We start from the raw sequence: 22,621 nt of genomic DNA on the forward strand, positions 1-22,621 counted from the left end.
GCATCATTCGAATTCAGTCCACCCCAGAATCGAATGCCCTGGTCCCGAATAGTTTTCACGGTCCACCCGCCGGAACCGATTGGCCGTTGAGGCTGCCGGTCGGAGGGATCACACTGCGGCCATGCGTGGCCGTGACCCACACCAACGGATTTCCCCGCTCATTCGAAAGAAAGTACATAGTGAAACCGCTTCAAGATGATTCCGTCGGAGGCGACCTCGAGCACAGCTGGAGTAAACGGCTCGCCCTCTGGGCAGCCGTTCTCACTCTCGCCAACGTTGTGGCCGATCTGGTCATCGGGTCACCGATGATGGTCCTGCCGCAGTTGATGGAGCATTTCGAGACCGATCAGGCAGCCTGGCTCAACGCAGGCGCGATGCTGGCCGGGGCCATCTGGTCACCGCTGCTGGCCAAGAGTTCCGACATCTTCGGTAAGCGACGAGCGCTGCTCATCACCCTCCTCCTCGCTTGCGCAGGGGCCTTGATCTGTCTGCTCGCCCCCGAGCTGTGGATCTTTTTGGTAGGGCGCTTCTTCCAAGGAGCTGCGTTCGCCGCGGTTTTCCTCACGGTGGCCCTGACACAGCAGATCTGCAAGCCGACCGTGGCGATGGCGTTGGTCGGCGTGCTGACGTCGGGTTCGTCGGTTGTTGGGATCATCGAGCCGTTCCTGATGCAGCCGATCATCGAATCATTCGGATACCGCGGTGTATTCGCCGCAGGAGCCTTGCTTGCTGTCACCGCTGCACTCGGAGTGCGATTATTCATCCCCGAGTCTCCGATCCGCACGGGCGGCCGAATCGACGTGGTCGGGGCGCTGCTTCTCGGCGGCGGCCTCGGCACGACCCTCGCCTACCTCAGCCTCGGCAGTGCCGCCGGCTGGTTGTCCGGGGGCATGCTCGCGCTGTTGGCGGCCGGTGTCACACCGCTGGCGGGCTGGATGTTTCTCGCGCTGCGGATCGACGAACCCATCATCGATATCCGGGCACTGACCCGCCCTGTCCTGCTGACGCTGTTGGCGCTGGCGTTGGCGGCAGGGTCTTTTCGAAGCATGCTGCAACTGATGGGCATCACCACGCAGGTCTCCCCCACGCTCGGTCTCGGTTACGGGCTGGGCGGCGGTGATGCGATCGCGGCATTACTCGGTGCGGCCAACCTCGGCATCGTTCTCGGCGGCGTCGCCGCCGGATGGATAGCGGGCCGCGTCGGACCCGCACTGCCCCTTCTGGGCGGGATCGCCGTCGGCACCGCGGCGACCTTCGGGATGCTGGCAGGGGTATCACTGCTGCCGCTGGCGATTGCCTGTGGCGCCATGCTCGGCGTTGCCGCCGGTGCGATCGGCGCCTCCGGCTACAACCTGGCCACCAGTCTCGAAATACCCGAACGGCAGGGCATGATCGCCGGTCTGGTGTCAGTTATGCTCGCCCTCGGCTCAGTCGTTGTCAATATCGTCGGCGGGGAAGTACTCAAAGCTACCCGGGTCTCCGGCCTCAGCGTAGATGCCCCTGTCAGTACCGCCGCAGGAGTCCACCTCTACATCACGCTGGCAGGAGTGCTCTTTGCAGTGGCTGCCGTGCCCGTGATTGCACTGTCACGCAATGTCTTTCGATATAGAAAGCACCGTGACGGGATGCCCCAGCAAGTTCGTGCCTGAGACGACACATCGTGAGACGGGTCATCGCGACCTGTACTAATGCTCGCGGATCAACTTCCTGATGCTGTGTCATTCATTCGAGCCGCGATTCCGTCGAGGACGATGCCGAGTTGTCGTTCGAAACGGCTATCGCTGTCGTCGCGGGCGTGACCAGCCTCCCTGACCATCAAGAACTCCTCACCCAGCCAAGCACCACGCCCAGCAAGTGAGTACCGCGTCGGATCCTCCTTGGAAGACTGTCGTCGCTCTTGTTCTTCGATGACGAAGCCGACCACGAAGGCAGTGCTCAAATCGACGGCGTCATCTGCGTCCACGAGTGCCATTCCGGCCGCCGTCCATCGGGCGAACCAGACTTCCTTCTTCTGCAGGATATTCGGATCGGACAGCCGTGTGCCACTGAAAATCCGGGCACCGTCCCGGTGTTCGAGGTACTCCGAGCGCAAGATACGCGCATAGGCGCGGAGGTCGTCGCGCCAGTCGTCGCCGGGGCCAATCGTCGACAGCGCGATTCCGACTCGGCGCATGACCTCGGTGGCCATCTCGTCGAGCAACTCTTGCTTGTCACGCACATGCCAGTACAGGGCCGGCGCACGGACATCGAGCGCGGTCGCCAGCGCACGAACAGTCAGGGCATCCATGCCGTGTTCGTCGAGCAGCTCAAGAGCTGTCGCCACGATTCGTTCCCGGGTGATGCCCTTCGTCATGGCTGAGACCTTAACCGTGTTAAAGCATCCCGACCAGGTCCCAATTGCCATGAAGAGCAGCTGTATGCGATCACCGGATCCCGATCGATCGGACCGCGATGGCCAGGACTCGGCTCCGGAGCCGCCCGCCCGTCAGGCTGTCATCGTCGACTGTGGTTCCGGTGCGTTCACTGTGCCGGGCTCGATGATCTCCCTGCCATTGGTCTCCGGTCCGTAGGCCAGTGCGATCAGGGTCAACGCGGTCAGGATGCCAAGGTAAACCACGATCACCCACCAGTGGCCGAATGCGGCGATCAACGCGGTGGCGATGAGCGGCAGGAAGCCACCAGCCAGCACCGATCCGATCTCACGGGCGAACGCGAAACCGGACAGTCGGGTCCGGGTGTCGAACAGCTCGGCGAAGTACGCCGCCTGAGGGGCCAGCATCGCCGGATACAGAATACCTAGTCCGACAACAAATCCCAGGATCAGCAGCGGGGTACTCAGGGTTTCGAGCAGCAAGAAGAATGGCACCAGCCATAGCACGGAGAGCAGGGCGCCTCCGGCGTACACGGGCCGACGACCGATCCGATCGCTCAGGTGCGCCCAGATGGGGATGAACACCACCTGGATCGCAGACGCGATCACCACCGCCAGCAGGGTGGTACTGCGCTCCACTCCGAGGTTGTTGACGGCGAATCCCACGGCGAACACCGGGAACAGATATGCGAAGCCGTTCTCCGCCATGCGAGCGCCGATGACGACGAGGAAGTTGCGCGGACTGCGGCGAATCGACTCCAGCACCGGGATTTTGGTCTCCTGTGCAATCCCGGCCGCCTCGGCCTGCACTGCATTCTCGTACGCCTCGGTCTCATCGATGCTGCGGCGGATGAAGTAGCCGACGGCCAGCAGAACAGCGCCCAGCAGGAACGGTACCCGCCAACCCCAACTTTGGAACGCGGCCTCTGGCAGCAGCGTGGCGATCTGGTACACCCCGGTCGAGAGCAAGGTGGCCATTGCGAAACCGGTCGGCGCCCAGGCACCGGCAAGGCCGCGGCGCTTCTGATCTCCGTGTTCGACGGAAAGCACTACGGCGCCGGCATACTCGCCGCCGGCCCCGAAGCCCTGCAACAGCCTAAGCAGGATCAGCAGGATCGGCGCCCATATACCGATGGCGGCGTAGTTGGGCAGCACGCCGATCAGGGTGGTGGCAGCGCCCATCAACACGATGGTGAAGATCAGCATCTTCTTGCGCCCTAGTTTGTCGCCCATGTTGCCTAGCACGATGCCGCCGAGCGGACGCGCCAGGAACCCGACGGCGTAGGTGGCAAAGGCCGCCAGCGTTCCGACGGTGGGGTCGGCGTTGGGGAAGAACTGGCTGTTGAGCACCAGTGCCGCCGCGGTGCCGTAGATGAGGAAGTCGTACCACTCGAGGGTGGTGCCGACCAGGGCGGCAATGCCTGCCTTGCGGGCCTGGTTGGATGCGGCGGTTGCCATACTGGGTGTCCTTTGTGAGGTGAAAGGTGTTGTGTCAGCGAGCGGGGCGGCGTAACACGGCACCGCCCTGAATGGGGCCGACCAGTTCGGCGTACTGGCCGAGCCATCCGCGTTCGGGAACTTCCCCCGCCGCACGCACGGGCCCGCCGTCGCGCACCGGGTGCGTGTCGACCCGGCGGGCGTCGAGATCGATGCTGATGATGTCGCCGTCCTGAAGTCCCGCCAGCGGACCGCCGTCGGCGGCCTCGGGCATCACCTGCCCTACGACGAGACCGTGGTTGAGTCCGGACAGCTCACCATCGGTGACCACCGCGACCTCCCCGCCCAGTCCGGCCCCGTTGAGTGCGGCGACGAAGCTGGCCGCGAACACGGTGCCCGGTCCGCCGCGCGGACCCATCCCGCGGAGCACGATCACATCGCCGCGCTGAATCCCGTTGTGTCCCAGTGCCGTAATGGCGGCATCCTCGCCCACGAACACCTTGGCCGGCCCGGCGAACTGGCGGCGAGTGGCCTTGCCCACCCCGGCGACCTTGACGATGGACCCGTCCGGAGCCAGCGAACCGCGCAGGATGATCAGGCCTGGCTCGTCGTTGATCGGATCGTCGAGGTCATGCAGCACGTCACCGTCGGCGGGACGGGCGTGCTCGGCCCGCTGGGCGACGCTGCGGCCGTCGACGGTCATCGCGTCACCGTGTAGCCGTGGCAGCAGTACCCTCATCACCGTCTGAACGCCGCCGATCCCATCGAGATCCCACACCTGGTGGCTGCCGTTGGGCCGGATCGCCGCCAGCTGCACCGCGTCTCGTCCGATCTTCTCGAACAATCCCACCACGTCGATGTCCAGATCGGCCTCGGCGGCGATGGCCGTCAGGTGCCGGACGCAGTTCACCGAACCACCCAGCGCCAGCGCCACTTCGATGGCGTTCTCAATCGAGTCGGCCGTGATGACCTGGCGGGCGGTCAGATTCTCCTCGACCATCGTCACGATCCGCCGGCCTGCGGCGGCGGCGCTGTCCAGCATGCCTGCTGAGTTGGCGCGGGTCGGCGCAGAACCGGCCACCGTCATACCCAGCGCCTCGGCCATGCAGTGCATGGTGTTTGCCGTTGCCAAACCGGCGCATACCCCCGGCCCCTCGATCGCCTCGTCGGCGAGCTCGCCCAATTGGTCGATGGTCATGGTGCCGGCGGCGAGCGCTCCCACCGATTCGTAGACCGTGTCGATGTCGACCGAGCAGCCGCTGTATCGGCCGCCCTTCTGATAGCCGCCGATCACCACGATCGAGGGCAGGTCGAGGCGGGCCGCTGCCATCAGATGGGCCGGGGTGGTCTTGTCGCAGGAGGACAGGAACACGATGCCGTCAAGCACCGCGCCTTCGACCGCAGCTTCCACGTCGTTGACGATCAGATCGCGGGTAGGCATCAGATATCGCGCCTTTCGGCCGGCGCTGGTGACGAAGTCGCTGGGCGCCGTGGTACGAATCTCGAACGGCAGCCCGCCGGCCTCGCGGACGGCGTCAGTCACCCGCAGCGCCACATCGTCAAGATGGGCGAAGCACACCGACAGTTTGGACGACGTGTTGACGATCGCGATCTTTGGCTTCGATTGATCCGCGACGCTGATTCCCATCGCACTCCACTGCGCGCGGCGCACCGCCCATCGGGTGCTCCCCGGGGTGAAATTGCTGCGCAAACCCCCGCCGGAGGCACGCTCGAAGTTGTCGGTCACGATTCCTGCCTTTCTGAATGCGCTGCAACAGCGGTCGCCGACTCAAGCGCACTTCCGTTGGCGATCATGCGGGTCTGGATGTCCCGCACGTCGAGGTCGCGGTAGGCCACACCGGAGTCCAGCGAGAGAAGTGTGGCAACCGCTGCGGCGTGACCGTATTCAAAACACTGCGCGGTGACGCGGGCCGAAGCCAAGGCGTGGTGCTCGGCGCTCAGACATCGGCCCGCCACAACGACGTTCTCGCCGTGTTCGGGCACGAGCGCACCGAACGGCACGTCGTAGTAGTCGTCCAACAACCAATGCAGCCGCGGCTTTTCGCCGTCGTGCAGTTCAATCGGCCAGGGGGAACGGCAGATCGAGTCCGCCCGTTTGGTTCCGTCCACGACGTCGACGTCGCGTAACGTTTGCACCCCCGCCACCGTCCGGGTTTGCCGAATGCCTGCTTCGACGCCGGTATCAACGACAAACGCATCGCCACAACCGGGCACGGTGCCGGAGAGAAAGCGGGCGTAGTCACGAACCTGTTGACGGCCGCCGATCTCGGCGAGGGTGAAGTCAGCAGGGTCGATGACGTTGAGCATCCGGCCGTCAGGGGCCGTCAGCCTGGTGGCGTTGACCAGCAGCTCCCCTGGTCGACTGGTGGCGAAGACCCAGATCTTGTTGCGCGGCAGGTCAACACCGCCGACGCGAGCGTCGTCGATCGCCGCTGTCACCCACGCCGGACTGATGGTGTCATCGCCCCACGCCGCCCAGAATCTCTCCGTGTCGACGTTGCCCAGCCGAAAGAACATGGTCGGGTTCTGGATGCGCCCGTCGGCACCGAACCGGTATGCGCCGCCGCCGCGCGCCACGACCGCGCCGTCGCCGGAGGCGTCGATGATTCGAGCCGCCCGTATCACGCCGACTCCGGCGTTGGAGGCCACCAGCAGACCACGGTAGTGACCGTCCTCGACCAAAACATCGATTACCTGGGTATGGAACAGGATGCGCGCCCCGGCCCCGGTCAGCAGCCCGTCGGCGGATTCGCGCCACATCAGCGGGTCGTGTGCTGCGGTAAAGGTCTTGCCGTAGCGCTGGGGTTCGGTCAGGCCACCGCGCGAGGTGAGGTCTGCAGCAAAACGCTCGGCGAAACCGTGCACCACCTGCTCAGGGTGACGGGCATCCTCGGACGCCAGGTACATCCCGCAGATCGTCCCCGACAACCCGGCCACTGCCGCCCCGCCGGCGAATCCGTACTTCTCGATCACCAGCACCCGCGCGCCCGCTTCGGCGGCGATCGTGGCTGCGGCGACTCCCGCCGCGCCGGCCCCAACCACCGCGACATCGACCTCGTCGACCAGCGGAAAATGGCGGGTCGCAGCCTGTTCGAGCCCGAGATTCAACCGCCATTCAACCGATATATCAGTCATGGATGGACGGTACATCGATGGTCGCGATATTGTCTACCCGTGACAATGGGCACCCTGCGATGACCGGAGTCTTGCCCAACAAGGCTGACCAGGCATTCCTGCAAATAGAACGCCTGATCGTGCTGCAGGAGCTTCCGCCTGGCTCGTTGGTGTCGGAGAAACAACTTATGGAGCTGACCGGGCTGGGGCGTACGCCCGTCCGGGAGGCGCTGCAGCGGCTGGCGCGCGAGCGGCTCGTTGAGATCCATGCCAACCGCGGCGTGCTCGTGGCCGCGGCCTCGATCGAGGCGCAGCTTAAACTGCTCGAATTGCGCCGGACGTTGGAGCCATTCGCGGTCCGGCTCGCGGCGCAACGGGCCAACGCCGACCAGCGGCGCACCGCGGCCACGCTCGCTGAGGAAGTTCTCGGCGCCACCGCGTCGGTGGACGATTTCGCCACGTTCCTGCGGGACGCGCACGCACTGGTGGTGAGCGCGACGCACAACGAGTTCGTCGAGGTAGCGATGGCGCCTCTGCAGGGGTTGTCCCGGCGATTCTGGTTCGGCAATCTCACCGACCCGCATCAAGATCTGGCCCAGGCCGGCGAATTGCACGCCGCTATCCTGGCCGCCATCGCCGCCGGGGACGCCGAAGCCGCCGAAGCGGCGTCGCTCGCACTCAGTGACTACCTGTTGGCCTTCGCCTATGCCACTCTGCCGCCTCAGACCCGAGACTGACCCACAGCGACGGCAACGACCCGCGAGCGAGTTCTAAATCGCCACGGTAGATCTGGAGATTCTCATGCACGGGTCCGCTGGACTACCGGAGACGCTGGCACCAGCCGATCAACGGGCCACCGAAATCCATTTGGACACCGGGGTTTCCATCGCCTACCACCTCGTGGGCGACGAGGACCGGGTTGCCGCGCAACTGCGCCGGTTCGCCGAAGCCCGCGTGACGGAGTTCTTCGGATTCCAGTACCGCGACTCCGGATGCCGGCTCAACACCGACATTCGCGGCCGGGATCGAAACCTGAACGACTACCCGCCCCGATGTCGGCGTTGACCTTACTTATTGACCGGCAGTCTGCCGGTCAGATAACGACTCGGAAGACTTGGAATTCGACGACGGGTCCGGGTTGGATGCGTCCCTGTCCGACGAAGATGCTCTGGTTGACCCAGGCATATTTGGGGTCACCGGATTCCAGGCGTGGGGTGGTGACGAAGTAGTGGTCGCCGAAGTCGGTGCCGCTGTTGGCGCCGCCGAGGGCGCCTGCAGCGGCTTCGTTGACCTCTACCAGGCCTTGGTAGCTCATGTAGATGACGGCGCCGTCGTCGGTGTAGAACTGGGCGCGCACGTCGAGTCGGCCGTAGCCGTCTTCGCCGGCCAGTAGCCAGTCCCCGCCGCCGGGGGCGGCGGTGCCGCTGAATCGGTTTCCGGTGACTTTGCCTCCGGTGACGGCGAGGACTTGGCGTAGTCCGTAGGGACCCGGACCGACGATCTGAGGTTCGGCCAGCTCTGCGGTGTAGCTGAACTCCGGTTCCAACTTCACTGGGCAGCCCCCACTCCCGCGGCTGACATCACAGCTGACATGCCCTCGGCGATCACGTCGCGGCCAAAGGCCTCGAGCACAACATTGGGATTGAAGTACTCGCGGATCAGCACAACCTTCCCGTCCCGGATCCGCATATGGGTGCAATAGGTATTGGCGTAGATCTTGCCGGTCTGCGTGACCGTCGCCTTTCCGTGCAGCTCCAGAATGAAGAGTTCCGGGTCGGTCGTGTCGTGCACGGTCAGCGAATCGATCCGGAGGTCGGGCACCGACGCGAAGAACCAGTCGATGAAATGACCGATCAGGTGTCGGCCGGGCACGGTATCGGCGAGCGGCTCAGGAGCGAAGGGCATCTCCCAGACGCCATCCTCGGCAAAGTTGTCCTTCCACGCCTCCAGCGCCTCACCACGAGGAGGACCGTCATCGAGGGCCTCCCAGAATCGCTCAACCGTCGCGCGGTTGTCCGTTTGTACGCTCATGCGCCCGCCTCCATCTCTCGGTCGACTGCCGTCACAGTCGGATGTCAAAACCGAGAGTGCACCATACGTCGTTAATAGTCAACACTCTGTCGATACATGACGCATCCGTTGCCCCAGAACGCGACTCGCGATCCTCGAGGCGGAGACCACCATCGTTCGACATTCCGTTGATTAATATCAACATCGAGTTTAAAATCATTGTGGGCCTTGCCGCGATCCCTTTGGATGCCCCGCTTACGCGCCCCAAGGATCACCATTCCAGTCACCGCCGACAACGAGGATTCGCCATGAAAACACCCACCAACCGGCTGTTTCGCCTGCAGAGGCGGCCGCAAGGCCAGGTCACCGAACAAGATCTCGAGTGGGTCGAGGAGACCATCCCCGATATTGCAGAGGGGCAGGCGTTGATCCGCACGCTGTACCTGTCGCTCGACCCCACAAACCGTGTCTGGATGAGCCAGTTGCGTTCCTACATCCCGCCAGTCGAGTTGGGTGCGGTGATGCGGGGCCTCGGTGTCGGACAGGTGATCGAAAGCCGGCGAGACGATCTACCGGTCGGCGCATTCGTGCTCGGCTTCACCGGCTGGCAAGAGTATTGTGTCGCTGACGATTCCGTTCTGGAGTTTCCGTTCACAGTGCTGCCCGACCCACTGCCGGCGCCGCTTTCGGCATTCCTGGGAGTACTTGGCCACACCGGAATTTCAGCGTTCATCGGTATCGAGCTGGGCGATCCGCAGCCCGGGGAGACGGTTGTCGTTTCCGCCGCCGGGGGCGCGGTCGGTTCGATCGCCGGACAGTTGGCCAAGCAGCGAGGAGCCCGCGTGGTCGGCATCGCCGGCGGAGCCGAGAAGTGCCGACACCTGGTGGAGGAACTGGGATTCGACGCATGCGTAGACCGGCACTCGGACGACTGGCGCGAGCAACTCGACGAAGTGACCCCCGACGGCATCGACGTCGACTTCGAGAACGTGGGCGGCCCGATCATGGATCACGTCCTGGGCCGGTTGAACATCGGTGCACGAGTGGCGCTGTGTGGTTTGATCTCGGAGTACGACACCTACAACGACGACGGAGACCAACCGGGCCTGCGCAACGCAAACCAGTTGCTCATGCAGCGAGCCACCCTGCGGGGTTTCATCGTCACCGACCACATCGAGCGCTACGCCGAGATCATCGGCAAACTCGCCGCGGCACTGGGCGAGGGCTCGGTCAGCTACGACGAAACCGTCGTCGAAGGCCTGGAAAACGCACGGGAAACCCTCAATCAGGCACTCTCCGGCGGCGCGCGAGGAAAGACGGTCGTCCAGGTCGCACCGCTCCCCTAACCCGTCAAGGAAACAGAGCGCAACCCAACCGGCGGTAAGGCACCGGTTGGGTTGCGCGGCAACGGAAAAGCCAGTCAATAATGGCCGCGTTCGTATGACGCGCGTTCTCGTTTAGCCGAAGGCATCGAGCGTGAACGACGCCGCCGACAGTTGGACAGGCCGAATCACCGCAGTATCAGATGAACTCGCAATGGCGTAGTGCTCAGCTGATCCCGGTGACGTTGGGCGGTTGCACCTCGCGTCGGAGGATCTTGCCGGTCGGGCCCTTGGGCACCGAGTCGACGAACCAGATTTCGCGAGGGTATTTATACGCGGCAAGGCGATCTCGGACGAACGTCTTCAATTCGCCGACTTCTGCGTACACCCCGGATTTGAGGGCAACGGCCGCGCCGATCTCCTCCCCCAGGTCTGCGTGTTTGATGCCGATCACCGCCGCTTCGGCGACAGCAGGATGTTCGTAGAGCACTTCCTCGACTTCGCGGGGGTACACGTTGTACCCACCCCGAATTATCAGATCTTTCTTCCTGTCCACGATGGTGTAGTAGCCGTCGCCGTCGCGAATGGCGATGTCCCCGGTACGGAACCACCCATCGGGGATGGCTTCGGCCGTTGCCTCAGGTCGGTTCCAGTATCCCTTCATCAGATTCTCGCCCTGGATGGCGATCTCGCCAGGTACGCCATCAGCTATGTCCTCGCCATCATCGCCGACGATGCGCAGCGCGCAGCCCCGCACAGGTATCCCGATGGTGCCGGGTCTGCGCTGGTGGCCGGGCTGGTTGAAACAGGCAATGGGCGCCGTCTCTGAGAGTCCGTACCCTTCGTAGATCTCACAGTCGAACTTGCGCTCAAACGCCTTGAGAATCTCGACAGGCATGGGTGCACCGCCGGTAATACACGTGCGGAGCGAGGACATGTCGGCGTTATCCGCATCGGGAGAGTGCAGCATCGCGGCGTACATGGTGGGAACGCCTTCGAGAACCGTCACTCGGTCCCGGGCCAGGACCTCCAATGCCTTAGCGGCCTCGAAACGAGGAAGAAGCGTGAGGAGGGAACCGGCTTTGACTGCTGCATTGAGCCCGCAGGTGAGCCCGAAGACATGGAACAGTGGTAAGCAGCCAAGGATCACGTCTTCGGGGCCCACGTTGATCAACGTGTCCACTGTCGTCGCGGCGTTGGAGGACATGTTCCGGTGGGTGAGTTCTGCACCCTTGGGCTTCCCGGTGGTCCCCGAGGTGTAAAGAATCACCGCAGTATCGTCGTCGGTTCGCTCGGCTGCTTCATGGATTAGGTTGCTGGACAGGTTGTTAGGGCCCGTAGGGGGCACCAATACCGAGCGAATTCCGACTTTCGCCGCTGCGGCCGGCACGACGGAATCGCTGCCCTCCAGCCCGTACACCACCGTCATACCCGAGTCGGTGAGGTAGTACTCGACCTCACGTGCACTGAGCAGCGGATTCATGGGAACCGCGACAGCGCCCGCCAGGAGCACGCCGTAGAACATCACTGGGTATGCCGGGACGTTCGGAAGCACCAGGCCGACCCGGTCGCCGGGGAGCACACCTTGGGCTCGCAGATCTGCGGCCACAGCCGAAGCGTGGTCATAGAGCTGCCGGTAGGACAGCACGTATTCGTCGAGCTTCACGGCCGGCCGGTCCCCGTACTCGTGCGCAGTCGCGACCAGGTTGCCAGCGAGGTTGGACACGGTTGACTCCTACGTCGAAAGAGAGGTCGCATTTTCATTCCGCGGCCAGGCGTGCGAATCCCGTTTGAGCGCGGGCAGAACAGCGGCCGAATCTGAGTCGACGGCCGGCGCCGACACGCACGTCAAAGGCGAGGCCGTTACAACTCTCATAGTATGCACTAATCGTGGGTGATAATCAACACAATGTCGATAATTACCGGTACATCCGCCCGTGGTGCACCTGTTTCGCGGTTGGCCTGACCTATCATGTTTCGCATGGCGTCCACTTCATCTTTCAACCTGAGCACCACAGAAACACGGGTGGGCCGACGAAACATCAAAGGTGACAGACGCGAACAAGCCATCCTCGAAGGTGCTTACGACATGCTGCGCACAGTGCCGCTGCGCAACATTTCCATCGACGATCTCACCAAGCGCGCGGGGCTGTCGCGGTCATCGTTCTACTTCTACTTCGAGTCCAAGTGGCAGCTGTTGTCTGCGCTGCTCTCGCGGGTCACCGCCGACGTGTTCCAAGCATCGCAACTGATTTTTGAACGTCCAGCAGGTATGCCGCCGGAGGCTGCCATCGAGCACGCGGTCAACGAAGTTATTCAGGTGTGGGAACAGCACGGTCACGTTCTTCGTGAAGTAGCCGACGCCGCTGCCGCCGAGCCAGACTTGCAGGCCCAGTGGGACTCCATCCTCGGCCGGTTCATCGACGCTGCGGCGGCAGGCATCGAGCGCGACAGAGAGACCGGCGTGGCCATCGCCGGCCCGCCGGCCAGATCGTTGGCTGCTGCGTTGATGTGGATGGGTGAACGCAACCTCGCCTTGATGAGTCTGCGCAGCGACAACGCAATCCCGTTGGAGGACATGACCGAAACGGTGACGACGATCTGGCTGCGGACGGTCTACGGCCTTGAGTGGAAGCCGCGCGAGAAGCCCACTAAACGCCGCAAGCCCTCCTCGAAGACGTGACCGACGGCTTCGAGGAGGGCTCCGCTTGACTGCTCGGACCTTATTGGTTGTCCAAGGCCATTTTTGTCATGTTGAGGCCGGGCATGAGCATGTGGCCGCCTTCGACCAACATCTCGAGACCAGTGGTCCAACGTGATTCGTCAGAGGCCAGCCACAGCACCGCCTCGCTCATGGCCTGCGGCGGCAGCAGGCCTACATCCCGCAGAACTGCCCAGTACCTCGCGCCCTGCAAGTCCTCTTTGACACCCTGGCCAGGCCCCTTGCCTGCGCAGAGGTCGTAGCCCCCTTGCCAGTCCAGGGCGGGCGTATCGGTAGGCCCGGGAAGAAGTGAGTTGACTCGGATGCCGTACTGGCCGAACTCGAGTGCTGCGCTCTTCGCCAGGCCGAGTACGCCATGCTTCGATGCCACGTAGTGCACGTAGTGGGGAGATCCCTCCACGCCGTTGCCGGACGAGGTGATGATCACCGAGCCACCTCCGCGCGTCTTCATGGCGGGAGTTACCGCCTTCAGGGTGCGCCAGGGCCCCATTATGTTGACGTTGAGCACGTCCAGGAACTCGTCCTCGGGGATGTCGGCGAACGGGTGCACAGTCCAGATGCCGGCGTTGGCCACTGCGACATCGAGTCCGCCGAAGGCCTGCACGCCTTCTGCGACCAACTTGTCCAGCGGAGCCTGCTCGCGAACGTCGCCTTGGTGTGCGATGATTCGCCGGCCCAGCGCCTCGACTTCCTTGACCGTGATCTCGAGGTCTGATGCCGTGCCAACGGGATAGGGAACCCCCCCGTTAGCTGGGCAGTCGAAGGCGAGGATGTCCGCGCCTTCTTGTGCGAGGCGGATGGCGTGTGCCCGCCCCTGGCCTCGGGCCGCTCCGGTGACCAGGGCGACCTTTCCTTCCATGCGTCCCATGTTTACTCCTCGTCGTGATTGGTTTACGGTCGGCCGATTGGCGAGACCGCCTGTGGTGCAAGGGATATAGGTCGAGACCTCACGCGCTCGGTCTGATCAGTTGGAGAAGAACATCGATTCCGGGAGGTTCGGTCCAGACATGTGTGGCCTCCCCCATCAGGATCGGTGCCTCGATCGGCTCCGGACGGCCAGGCCCTCGAATGGCACAGCCCGTGAGTTCAGGGCCGTCGGCGTGGTGCAGGCGTAATGCCAGGTGGTCGAGTTTTGCCGGTGCTCCGCCGAGGGCTATCTCAAGTGCGTCCAAGTCGTTCAGGGTGTACAGCTCGACCTCTGCGCCGCAAACGTTGAGGAACGCCGCGCGAAGGCTCATGGCCGGAACTTCTACCGAACGAGCAACCTCCACACCAAAGCGATTGGACCAGTGCGAGAGTGCCGAGTCCAGGTCGCGTACCAGGATGCCGACGTGGTCGAGCCGAGGGAGGACGGCAGCGGGTGGCGAGGTCATTGACTGCCCGCCGCGACGAAATGCGGAGCAAGGCCGGGCCTCGGCTCGGTCCAACGCTGCGTGACGACTTTGGACCTCGTGTAGAAGCGGTAGCCGTCGTAGTTGAGCCCGTCGTCTCCGAAGCGCGAGTCCCCCCATCCGCCGAAGCCGAACCAGGAGATCGGCACGGGGATAGGCACATTGATCCCTACGCTGCCTGCCGATACGCCCCGGCTGAACCGACGCGCAGCGGTACCGCTGCCGGTGAAGATGATGGCGCCGTTCCCGTAGGGGTTGTCGTTGACGATCTGTAGGGCCTGCTCGAGATCTTCGACGCGCAGCACGCTCAGGACCGGTCCGAACACTTCGTCTCGGTAGAGGTCGCTCTCGACGCCGACGTGGTCGACGAGACTGGGACCGATGAAGTACCCGGCGCCGGGTGCTGTCCGTTCACGGCCATCGACGACGAGTCGGCCACCCTGCTGGACGGAGCGTTCCAGCGCCCCCCGGACCCGATCGAGTGCGCGCTCCGAGATTAGCGGCCCCATGTCAGAACCCGACACCGCCCCCGGGCCCACCTTGAACGCGTTGGCGCGCTCGGCAATCTTATCCACCAGCGCATCGGCCGCCGAGTCAACCGCGACCGCCACCGTCACTGCCATGCATCGCTGACCCGCAGCCCCGTAGGCCGCCGAAACCAGCGCATCGGCCGCGGCATCGAGGTCAGCATCGGGCATCACCACCAAGTGGTTCTTGGCACCCCCAAGCGCCTGCACCTTCTTGCCCGCCTCGGCCGACCTCCGGTAGATCTCACGCGCGACCGGGGTGGACCCGACGAACGACACCGCCGCGACATCAGGGTGGTCGATGAGTGCCTCGGCTGCCTCAACACCGCCGTGCACAACATTCAGTACGCCGTTGGGCAATCCTGCTTCGCTCGCGATCTGTGCCAACCGCACCGATGCCGACGGCACCTGCTCACTTGGCTTGAGCACGAACGCGTTCCCGCACGCAATCGCGGCTGCGAACATCGACACCGGGACCATGACCGGAAAGTTGAACGGTGTGATGCCGGCGCATACACCGAGCGGTTGCCGGAACGAGTACGTGTCGACCCCGTTGGCAACCTGTTCGGCGTACTCCCCCTTGAGTTGCTGCACCACCGAGAGCGACACGTCGACGGCTTCGATCGAGCGCGCCAGCTCTCCCCGGGCGTCTGCGAGCGTCTTGCCCTGTTCGGCCGTGATGATCGACGCCAGGTCGTCCACCTGCTCGTGCAGCAAAACCCGGAACCGATGCAGTATCGCTGCGCGGGCTGGGCCGGGGGTGTCGGCCCAGGCCGCCGCCGCAGTGCGCGCACTGACGACAGCGTCGTCGACGGCATCGGCACCGCCCAGTACGACGGTCCCGATCACGCGCCCGGTAGCGGGGTCGCGGATCTCGGCTCGCGGCCCCTCGGTCGAGGAGACGGCCGCGCCGCCGATCCAATGCGGCACAGTGTCAAGAGATACATCGATGGTCACAGCAACTCCAATGGTCAGTAATGCCAAATACCCAAACCGACAACCACGCTCACGCGTTCTGGCGGGGATGCGGAATCTCGGGGAACATCTCCAGCCCGTAGTTGACCTTCAGGTTCTCAACCTCGGCCTGCAGTTGCTCGGGCGTCCGGAGCTCACGGTCGCGCGCTTCGTAGAAGTACTTGTCGATACCGCCGTTGGGCTCGAAACCCGAGCTGTCGGGGCCGGGAACGAACACCACCAGGATCCGGGCTTCGTCACCGACCACCTCGTAGGTGTGCCGCTGATCCTTGCGCCCCCAAACGAACTGGCCCTTTTTGGCGTTGTACGAACCATCCTCGGTGTGAATCTTGATCTCACCGTCCATCACAAAGAAGCCCTCTTCTTCGCGGTGATGAATGTGCCAGACCGGTTCGGTACCACGCACCCAGTTGGTCTCGATGACGATCAGCTGACCGTTGGTCGTCTCACCGGTCGCGTGAATCCAGAAATCCACCCCGGTCATGAAGTCACCGGTCATGTTGAAGTGGATGTCTTCACGGTGGGAGACGTAGCTCTCGCCGTCGCGTGACGTTGACGGCTGGATCTGGTCGACGTCCGATCTCGTAGCCATGTCAATCCTCTTTCGTCGTTGTGCGCCGTGCGCCGGTGTGCGGCGTCACGGCCTTGGCCGATTTGAGAGTAGACTCACAGTTGATATTAGTCAACGCAGTGTCTATTTCTAAAAATGTAACCAGTTCAGCGAAGTCAAGTAAAACTCGACAATGTGTTGACTATCACCCACGTATCGTGCACTCTCGGAACCACCGCGGCGCTGAAGGCAGCCCCGCTCGAAAATGGAGGCCCAACAGTGAAATTGGAACCGGAGTTCAGCTACACCGCAGAGCTGGCCGAACCTCAGATCGTCGGTCCGGGTCCCTACGGACTACGCCAAGTCCTCGCCGTCACCGGAGGCAAAGTCACCGGAAACCGATTCAGCGGCACCGCCGCCCCCGGCGGCGGGGACTGGCTACTGGCCGGCGAAGACGGCTACGGCCGACTCGACGTGCGCGCCCAGTTCTACACCGACGACGGCGCCGTCATCTACATGAGCTACCAAGGCCTGGTAGAGGTCAACGAAGCCGCTGCAGGCGCCCTCGGCGGCGCCAACAGCGGCACCGACTTCGGCGACCACTACTTCGTCACCACCCCACGCCTGGAATCCGGTGACCCCAAATATGCCTGGGTCAACCAGAGCATCTTCGTCGGACAGGGACGCATCCAACCCGGACCCGTCGTCGAATTCCAAGTCTTCCGAGTCGCGGCATGAGTGCGCTGCATCCCCAGGTTCAGCAGCTGCTGCACGCCCAGTCCGAACGACCTACCCCACAGCCGTGGGAGATGCCGATCGCATCTTACCGGGCAGCCGGGGAGAAATTGATCACGTTGGCAGGAGACGTTGATAACCGTTGCACAGTAGACGATTTCATGATCAATGTCCGCGAGGGTGTGGTCGCGGCGCGGTGTTACCGCCCACCCGTAGCCGCACCGGCACTGCCGGCCGTTGTCTATCTGCATGGCGGGGCGTTCGTACGCGGAAGCCTCGACACCCACGATCGGCTGTGCCGAAAACTCTGCGTGCGGGGTGAACTCATCGTGATTTCCGTGGGATACCGCTTGGCACCCGAAGACCAGTTTCCCTGCGCTCATCATGACGCCGCCGATGCATTCTCTTGGGTCAGTGAGCATGCCGATGAACTAGGTATCGACCCCGAAGCCATTGCGGTCGCGGGCGATTCCTCCGGGGGCGCACTGGCGGCCAGCGTTGCACTTGCCTCGCGAGAGCAAGGTCCTCCGGTCAAGGCCCAAGGTCTGCTGTGCCCTGCACTCGATGCCACCATGAGCAGTGACTCCGTCGAACGGTACAAGGACGGTCCCTTCCTCACCCGGGCGGCGCTTAAATGGGCTTACGACATGTACGTACCCGAACCGGACGACCGTCATTCGAGCCTCGCCTCGCCATTGCTGACGCAGAACCTCGTGGGGGCCCCGCCTGCTGTGATCGTCAGTGCTCAGATCGATCCCGTTGCCGACGACGCGCACCGGTACGGTGGCAGGCTCGCCGCGGCGGGAGTCAAGGTTCAAACCCACGATTACGAGGGCATGCCGCATAGCTTCCCCTTACTGGCAGGCGTACTCGACGACGGCGATCACGCCATCACCGTGTTCGCGAGGGAGCTCGCGGCGTTGCTCGGCTAGCTTTCTGGCCCAACCCAACGGGCGTTCAAACCCAATGCAAACACGCACCAGCACAATCTATTACCGCTTTGGGCTGTGCTGACTCTGCGCTCGCTTCAGAAGGCGTCACTTCCGCCGTCCAACCAGTCCAACCAGAGGAAACCAACGATGATTCCCTTTTCGGGTGACGAATCTGCGCACGTCCCGAAATGCCGCGTGCGAAGCTGGGTCAGGTCGGTGATCATTGTCCTGTGTGCCATTGCTTCAGTGCCATTTTCGGGGAATACGCCGGTTGCACGGGCTGACGAATCACAGTACTTGGCGTTCTACACGCCGCCGGATCCCCTGCCCGCGGGCGCGCCGGGTGATCTCATCCGAACGGAGCCCTCCAGGCTGGTTCTGGAGCCTTCCGGACAATTGGGCTCCTTCGTGGGGACCGGAACACGAATCATGTATCGCAGCACCGATGCTCAGGGTCATCCCGTGGCGGTCACGGGCACCTATATCGAGCCTGATATCGCCTGGCCCGGCAGCGGGCCCCGTCCGTTGCTTGCCTACGCCACAGCGCCGTACGGAATGGGAGAGCAGTGTGCTCCGTCCCGCCTGTTCAACCAAGGCATCCATGCCTCGTTGGACACGGGTTTCGACCTGATGTTCAACCTAGAGGAAGGATTCATTGCGACTCTTCTGGCGCGCGGCTTCGCGATAGTGGTCACCGATGGTGTCGGATTGGGAGTGCACGGTCAGATGGCGCCGCAGTTCCTGAACCGGGTCGCAGGCGGTACGGCACTGAGCGATGCCGCGCGGGCAGCGATGAAACTTCCTGAGACCACGTTGGATCCGCATGGACCCGTTGCCTTCTGGGGCTGGCTGGCCGGGGGCGGACATGCCGCGTTGGCGGCGGCAGAGCTGGCCGGCTCGTACGCACCCGAGCTCAACGTGGTTGGAACCTATGCCAACGGCGCGACGACCGATCTGCCAAGCATGTTGCCGCCTCTTGACGGGAACCAGCTCGCCGGATCCCTTGGGTGGGTGCTACGAGGGATTCAGGAGGCGTATCCCGATATGACCCAACCGATTGCGGATTCCCTCACCCCGCGAGGTGCGGAGATGGTGGCCAACACCAGCCGGCAGTGCATGATCCAAACCGGAATCAACTACGCGTTCCGCCATCTGCAGCCATGGTTCAAGAAGGACCTATATCAATCGGTGCGCGAAGAGCCACTGAGCTCCATCCTGGCAATGCAGCGAGTCGGAAACGTGAAACCCACTGGACCGGTGTACCTTTCGCATAATCGGTGGGATTCTTTCGCGCCATATGAGTCGGTGGTGGCGACGGCGAGAGATTGGTGTGCCATGGGAGCCGACGTCACGTTGTGGACCAACGAGCAACCACCCTTCCTCAACAAGACCGATACCAACTCACTCCTGACCGCCTTCGTCGACGGCGAGCGGAGCATGGCCTGGATCTCCGATCGCTTCAACGGCGTGCCCACCTCACCCACGTGCAGTGAGCTGTAGCAGTGGACGCACATGCCACGCACAGCCGAGTTGGTTCTGATCGGTGGATGTCGACACTAGGAAAGCGATCTCAATGACCCTCCCAGCGCTCCTCGAAAACCTCGCACTTCCGGTAGTCGCCGCGCCGATGTTCATCAGCTCGGGGCCCGAGTTGGTGATCGCACAGTGCACCGCGGGCATCGTGGGATCGTTCCCCGCCCTCAACGCGCGGCCGACTCCTGTCCTCGGCGAATGGTTGCAACGCATCACCTCAGCACTCGCTGAGCACAAAGCCGTTCACCCTGAACTCCCGACAGCTCCGTACGCGGTCAATCAGATCGTGCACCGTTCCAACGACCGTCTCGACGAAGATGTGCAGACCTGTATCGAGCACCGGGTGCCGATCATCATCACCTCACTGGGCGCACGATCAGAAATCAATGAGGCCATCCACTCCTACGGCGGGGTGGTGTTCCACGACGTCATCAACAACGAGTTCGCCCGAAAAGCCATCGACAAGGGCGCTGACGGACTGATTGCTGTCGCAGCGGGTGCGGGCGGGCACGCAGGAACGGTCTCCCCCTTCGCCCTGGTTCAAGAGATCAGAACGTGGTTCGACGGCCCGTTGTTGCTGTCCGGAGCCATCGGGCACGGCCGCTCGATTCTGGCCGCACAAGCCGCGGGTGCTGACCTCGCGTACATCGGATCTGCCTTCCTTGCCACACGGGAGGCCAAAGCATCCCCCGCGTACAAGCACATGATCGCCGCCAGTACCTCGGCAGATATCGTATACACCAACGTTTTCACCGGCGTACACGGCAACTACCTCCGTGGATCGATTTTGGCCGCCGGCCTGGATCCGGACAACCTGCCGATATCAGAGCCTTCAGCGATGAACTTCGGCTCGGGAGGAAACATCAACGCCAAAGCGTGGAAGGATATTTGGGGTGCCGGGCAAGGCATCGCGACGATCAACACCATACTCCCCACCTCACAGTTGGTGGCACGGCTCCGACGCGAGTACGTCACCGCGATGGATGGACTGCTCGCACGGCATTGATTGGGATCCCGGGAAGCTAATGAAATGGCGTGAAACCTTCGCGTTAAGTCGCTTTCGACGGCAACATCCTCCGCCGATCAAGCTCGGGATAGCGGCCGATGGCGATATCATGTTCGACGCCATACGCTTTGGTCGCGAACTCGGGTCTCTGTATTCAAACTCTCAGTGCTGCAGGACATATCGGAATATTCTTGAGTACACGACCGGTTGCCTGAACCATGACTAGGTTAACTCTGGGCACCTTCGGCGTATTCGGTCTGTTCCAGCAGTGGAAACAAGTGACCGCCGCGCAACTGAGGGACATCGAGGCGCTCGGCTACGGCGTAATCTGGGCAGGCGGCTCGCCGCCGGCCGAACTCGACTGGGTTGAGTCAATCCTTGAGCCGACCAAGACACTGAAGGTGGCAACGGGCATCATCAACATCTGGTCGGCGGCCGCCGGTCCGGTCGCCGAGTCGTTTCACCGCATCGAGACTGCCCACCCCGGACGATTCCTGCTCGGGATCGGGGCCGGGCACCCTGAGCTGATCGCCGAGTACAAGAAACCCTACGACGCGCTCACCGAGTACCTCGCCAAGCTCGATGAATACGGCGTACCCGAGGACCAGCGCGTCGTCGCCGCGCTCGGCCCCCAGGTCCTGAAGCTCGCGGCACGCCGAAGCATGGGAGCTCATCCTTACCTGACCACCCCGCAACACACAGCTCAGGCGCGCGCCTTGGTCGGGCCGGATGCTCTCATCGCCCCGGAGCACAAAGTGGTGCTGAACACCGACGCGGCTCAGGCAAGGGCCATCGGACGCGAAGCTCTCGCCAGCTACTTCAAAGGGACCAACTATGTGAACAACTGGAAACGTTTGGGGTTCAGCGACTCCGACGTCGCCGCCCCCGGTAGCGATGCCCTGATCGACGCCCTCGTCGCGTATGGCAGCACCGATGCCATCGCATCCAGACTGAACGAGCATCTCGCTGCCGGCGCGACCCACGTGCCCGTGCAAGTCCTGACCGGACCCGACAAACTGATTCCCTCGCTTACCGCATTGGCCGGACCGCTCGGCCTCAACTGATCCCACAGTGCACCGAGGATTTCGCGCCGTGACTGACTGAGCGGCCCCTTCGCCGCCCTCGGCGATCAGCGGAACGCATCGAGCCGCTCGCCGGCCCACTGCCGGAACGAGCGTCCGGGCCTTCCGGTGATGCGCTCGATAGATCGCCGCGCCTCGTGGTGGTGTCGCGGCAGTTGCGACCAGTAGTCGAGGATGGCATCGACCAGAGGTAGCGGAGCGTGCCGCGAAAGATGTTGCACAGCTTGTTCTCTGCTGGGTTCGCGCCAATCCAGCTCTCGTGCGAGCAAGGTTGCCAAAGTGTCACGTTGCTGGTGGAAGCTGAGCACCTCGGGGCCGCCAAGAGGCAGGACGAGCCCTTCCAGATCGTCGTCGATAAGCGCACACTCGGCCACGTCGGCGATGTCCTCGGGATGGATAACGTCGAGACAGGCTCCCCAGAAGGGTTGCTCGATCGGCACTCCGGCGCGGATGAAGGATGCCCAGTCGAGCGTCATAGTGGCGAATGTTCCCGGCCGCAGCACCGTAGTGCTGAAAGACGCAGCAGCAAGGGCCGTTTCGACGTCGGCGTGATGTCGCGCCAGCGAGTTGTGTTCCGCGTTGCCCATCTCAGCCGAGTCCGAGGAGAGCAGGACGACCCGCCGGACACCTGCGCGCTCCGCACAGTCGACGAAGTCCTCGATGGCGGCGGGTTCCGCGTACAGGAAGATGCGGTCAATACCCTCCAATGCCTCGGCGAAGGTTTCCGGTGCGGCGAGATCCAGTTCCACGATCTCAGCGCCCAGTCCTGCCGCCTTGCGGGGATCGCGACTGCCTGCCCGCACGGTACGGCCGGCCTCGGCCAATCGTCCAACCAGGCTCGCCCCGATTCCACCCGTCGCACCGGTGATGAGTGTGGTCATCGTTGAAACCCT

General features: G+C 63.4%; 22 protein-coding genes. 10 read left to right on the top strand and 12 right to left on the bottom strand.

Annotated features, from left to right (window positions below; all coding sequences use genetic code 11):
- The first annotated feature begins 125 nt into the window (after positions 1 to 125).
- Positions 126 to 1,649 carry an MFS transporter gene (locus tag EH231_RS29685; protein ID WP_241177836.1) on the top strand — a complete coding sequence of 508 codons (1,524 nt, stop codon included), beginning with the start codon at positions 126 to 128 and terminating at the stop codon, positions 1,647 to 1,649.
- A gap of 50 nt (positions 1,650 to 1,699) precedes the next feature.
- On the opposite strand, the gene EH231_RS29690 is transcribed toward EH231_RS29685, so the two are convergent.
- From EH231_RS29690 to EH231_RS29705, 4 genes are all read right to left on the bottom strand, one after another.
- Positions 1,700 to 2,353 (bottom strand): TetR/AcrR family transcriptional regulator C-terminal domain-containing protein, encoded by a 654-nt coding sequence (locus EH231_RS29690; protein ID WP_090423790.1) that lies wholly within the window; start codon positions 2,351 to 2,353, stop codon positions 1,700 to 1,702.
- Between the two features lie 132 nt (positions 2,354 to 2,485).
- Positions 2,486 to 3,829: an MFS transporter gene (locus EH231_RS29695; protein ID WP_090423789.1), complete on the bottom strand. Its 1,344-nt coding sequence runs from the start codon at positions 3,827 to 3,829 to the stop codon at positions 2,486 to 2,488.
- Between the two features lie 34 nt (positions 3,830 to 3,863).
- Positions 3,864 to 5,555, bottom strand: a complete 1,692-nt coding sequence (gene ilvD, locus EH231_RS29700) for a dihydroxy-acid dehydratase (protein WP_090423788.1) — start codon at positions 5,553 to 5,555, stop codon at positions 3,864 to 3,866.
- On the bottom strand, positions 5,552 to 6,964 hold the full coding sequence (locus tag EH231_RS29705; protein ID WP_090423787.1) for an FAD-dependent oxidoreductase: 1,413 nt from the start codon (positions 6,962 to 6,964) through the stop codon (positions 5,552 to 5,554). The genes ilvD and EH231_RS29705 overlap by 4 nt, the downstream gene beginning before the upstream one ends.
- Before the next feature lie 59 nt (positions 6,965 to 7,023).
- Between EH231_RS29705 and EH231_RS29710 the strand changes: the two genes are divergently transcribed.
- Positions 7,024 to 7,680: a GntR family transcriptional regulator gene (locus tag EH231_RS29710; RefSeq protein WP_090424747.1), complete on the top strand. Its 657-nt coding sequence runs from the start codon at positions 7,024 to 7,026 to the stop codon at positions 7,678 to 7,680.
- 64 nt (positions 7,681 to 7,744) lie between these two features.
- Positions 7,745 to 8,008, top strand: a complete 264-nt coding sequence (locus EH231_RS29715; protein ID WP_090423786.1) for a hypothetical protein — start codon at positions 7,745 to 7,747, stop codon at positions 8,006 to 8,008.
- Between the two features lie 28 nt (positions 8,009 to 8,036).
- On the opposite strand, the gene EH231_RS29720 is transcribed toward EH231_RS29715, so the two are convergent.
- Positions 8,037 to 8,495, bottom strand: coding sequence for a DUF3237 domain-containing protein (locus EH231_RS29720; protein WP_124713889.1), 459 nt, complete (start codon positions 8,493 to 8,495; stop codon positions 8,037 to 8,039).
- Entirely contained in the window at positions 8,492 to 8,974 is a 483-nt protein-coding gene (locus EH231_RS29725; RefSeq protein WP_090435398.1) for a nuclear transport factor 2 family protein, read from the bottom strand. The genes EH231_RS29720 and EH231_RS29725 overlap by 4 nt, the downstream gene beginning before the upstream one ends.
- A 287-nt stretch (positions 8,975 to 9,261) precedes the next feature.
- On the opposite strand from EH231_RS29725, the gene EH231_RS29730 reads away from it, so the two are divergent.
- The gene (locus tag EH231_RS29730) at positions 9,262 to 10,299 is read left to right on the top strand and encodes an NADP-dependent oxidoreductase (protein WP_090435396.1); all 1,038 of its coding nucleotides are present in this window, start codon (positions 9,262 to 9,264) and stop codon (positions 10,297 to 10,299) included.
- A gap of 202 nt (positions 10,300 to 10,501) precedes the next feature.
- Here the strand turns inward: EH231_RS29730 and EH231_RS29735 are convergent, their stop codons facing one another.
- Positions 10,502 to 12,001: a long-chain-fatty-acid--CoA ligase gene (locus tag EH231_RS29735; protein WP_090435393.1), complete on the bottom strand. Its 1,500-nt coding sequence runs from the start codon at positions 11,999 to 12,001 to the stop codon at positions 10,502 to 10,504.
- A gap of 246 nt (positions 12,002 to 12,247) precedes the next feature.
- Here EH231_RS29735 and EH231_RS29740 point away from each other — a divergent pair, with 246 nt between their 5' ends.
- Complete coding sequence (locus EH231_RS29740; protein ID WP_420891939.1) at positions 12,248 to 12,958, top strand: TetR/AcrR family transcriptional regulator; 711 nt, start codon at positions 12,248 to 12,250, stop codon at positions 12,956 to 12,958.
- Positions 12,959 to 12,998: 40 nt separating this feature from the next.
- Here EH231_RS29740 and EH231_RS29745 read toward each other — a convergent pair whose 3' ends face one another.
- The 4 genes from EH231_RS29745 to EH231_RS29760 all read right to left on the bottom strand — a co-directional run bounded on the left by EH231_RS29745 (position 12,999) and on the right by EH231_RS29760 (position 16,482).
- Positions 12,999 to 13,865, bottom strand: a complete 867-nt coding sequence (locus tag EH231_RS29745; protein WP_170856529.1) for a mycofactocin-coupled SDR family oxidoreductase — start codon at positions 13,863 to 13,865, stop codon at positions 12,999 to 13,001.
- A gap of 79 nt (positions 13,866 to 13,944) precedes the next feature.
- The gene (locus EH231_RS29750; RefSeq protein WP_090435386.1) at positions 13,945 to 14,370 is read right to left on the bottom strand and encodes a VOC family protein; all 426 of its coding nucleotides are present in this window, start codon (positions 14,368 to 14,370) and stop codon (positions 13,945 to 13,947) included.
- The gene (locus EH231_RS29755; RefSeq protein ID WP_090435382.1) at positions 14,367 to 15,872 is read right to left on the bottom strand and encodes a CoA-acylating methylmalonate-semialdehyde dehydrogenase; all 1,506 of its coding nucleotides are present in this window, start codon (positions 15,870 to 15,872) and stop codon (positions 14,367 to 14,369) included. The genes EH231_RS29750 and EH231_RS29755 overlap by 4 nt, the downstream gene beginning before the upstream one ends.
- 49 nt (positions 15,873 to 15,921) lie before the next feature.
- Complete coding sequence (locus EH231_RS29760) at positions 15,922 to 16,482, bottom strand: cupin domain-containing protein (RefSeq protein ID WP_090435379.1); 561 nt, start codon at positions 16,480 to 16,482, stop codon at positions 15,922 to 15,924.
- A 237-nt stretch (positions 16,483 to 16,719) separates the two neighbouring features.
- Between EH231_RS29760 and EH231_RS29765 the strand changes: the two genes are divergently transcribed.
- From EH231_RS29765 to EH231_RS29785, 5 genes are all read left to right on the top strand, one after another.
- Entirely contained in the window at positions 16,720 to 17,178 is a 459-nt protein-coding gene (locus EH231_RS29765) for a DUF3237 domain-containing protein (RefSeq protein WP_124713890.1), read from the top strand.
- The gene (locus EH231_RS29770; RefSeq protein ID WP_090433783.1) at positions 17,175 to 18,107 is read left to right on the top strand and encodes an alpha/beta hydrolase; all 933 of its coding nucleotides are present in this window, start codon (positions 17,175 to 17,177) and stop codon (positions 18,105 to 18,107) included. Before EH231_RS29765 ends, EH231_RS29770 begins: the two co-directional genes overlap by 4 nt.
- Positions 18,108 to 18,302: 195 nt before the next feature.
- Positions 18,303 to 19,607, top strand: coding sequence for a lipase family protein (locus EH231_RS29775; RefSeq protein ID WP_420891981.1), 1,305 nt, complete (start codon positions 18,303 to 18,305; stop codon positions 19,605 to 19,607).
- 73 nt (positions 19,608 to 19,680) lie between these two features.
- Entirely contained in the window at positions 19,681 to 20,646 is a 966-nt protein-coding gene (locus EH231_RS29780; RefSeq protein WP_090433781.1) for an NAD(P)H-dependent flavin oxidoreductase, read from the top strand.
- Positions 20,647 to 20,864: 218 nt separating this feature from the next.
- Positions 20,865 to 21,710: an LLM class F420-dependent oxidoreductase gene (locus EH231_RS29785; protein ID WP_090433779.1), complete on the top strand. Its 846-nt coding sequence runs from the start codon at positions 20,865 to 20,867 to the stop codon at positions 21,708 to 21,710.
- 65 nt (positions 21,711 to 21,775) lie between these two features.
- Here EH231_RS29785 and EH231_RS29790 read toward each other — a convergent pair whose 3' ends face one another.
- A complete protein-coding gene (locus EH231_RS29790) occupies positions 21,776 to 22,609 on the bottom strand; it encodes an SDR family oxidoreductase (protein WP_090433777.1) in 834 nt (277 codons plus the stop codon).
- Positions 22,610 to 22,621 lie beyond the last annotated feature (12 nt).

Source organism: Mycolicibacterium nivoides (assembly GCF_003855255.1).
Taxonomy (GTDB): domain Bacteria; phylum Actinomycetota; class Actinomycetes; order Mycobacteriales; family Mycobacteriaceae; genus Mycobacterium; species Mycobacterium nivoides.